Raw genomic sequence first — 834 nt, 5'->3', positions numbered from 1 at the left:
ATACAACGGCATCATCCGACGCGGCGCGAAACTGCTCTACGCCTACGGCGAAGCGACCGTCGGCAAGATCACCGTCATCACCCGCAAAGCGTACGGCGGCGCCTACGACGTGATGGGGTCCAAGCACATGGGAGCCGACGTCAACCTCGCCTGGCCGACCGCGCAGATCGCCGTCATGGGAGCCTCCGGCGCCGTCGGGTTCGTCTACCGCAAACAACTACTCGAAGCCGCGAAGAACGGGGAGGACGTCGACGCCCTGCGCCTGAAGTTGCAGCAGGAATACGAAGACACCCTCGTCAACCCCTACATCGCCGCCGAACGCGGCTACCTCGACGCCGTCATCCCCCCCAGCCACACCCGCGGCCAGATCGTCACCGCACTACGACTACTCGAACGCAAACAAGTCACCCTCCCACCCAAGAAACACGGAAACATCCCACTATGAACGACGAAGCGAATCATGACGCAGCGAACGACAAAGCGAATCATGACGCAGTGAGCGAAGCGAATCCGAGCGAGGTGGTTTCCCAGTCCCCTGCGGCTGTTCGGGTGGTGAAGGGCAATCCGAGCGATGAGGAAATCGCCGCGCTGGTGACGGTTCTGACGGCTGCCCAGGGCGGGTCCGAGTCGACGGGCGATTCTCGTCCTCGTGAGCTGTGGGGTTCACCGGAGTTGCTGCATCGCCGATTCGCACCTCAGTCGGCGTATTCGTATGCCGCGTCGGGTCGCTACCCACGGTGACGATCTGGCCGCGGGTGTGGCTGGGGGGGATGACGGCGTCGAGGTAGCCGCGTTCGGCGGCGATGTAGGGGTTGACGAGGGTGTCTTCGTATT

At 63.3% G+C, this 834-nt stretch carries 2 protein-coding genes and 1 pseudogene; 2 read left to right on the top strand and 1 reads right to left on the bottom strand.

The features are described 5' to 3' along the window. Window positions 1-445, top strand: a 445-nt coding sequence (locus CH256_RS12155) for a carboxyl transferase domain-containing protein (protein WP_306438707.1), incomplete at its 5' end; no start/stop codon positions are given. 50 nt (window positions 446-495) lie between these two features. Beyond that, window positions 496-741: an acyl-CoA carboxylase subunit epsilon gene (locus tag CH256_RS12150; protein ID WP_256989393.1), complete on the top strand. Its 246-nt coding sequence runs from the start codon at window positions 496-498 to the stop codon at window positions 739-741. Here the strand turns inward: CH256_RS12150 and CH256_RS28865 are convergent. Then, window positions 701-834, bottom strand: a pseudogene (locus CH256_RS28865) (carboxyl transferase domain-containing protein); the annotation flags it as partial. The gene CH256_RS12150 and the pseudogene CH256_RS28865 overlap by 41 nt on opposite strands.

It is taken from the genome of Rhodococcus sp. 05-2254-6 (assembly GCF_002258565.1).
Taxonomy (GTDB): domain Bacteria; phylum Actinomycetota; class Actinomycetes; order Mycobacteriales; family Mycobacteriaceae; genus Rhodococcoides.
This window is presented reverse-complemented; position numbering and strand designations above follow the sequence as displayed.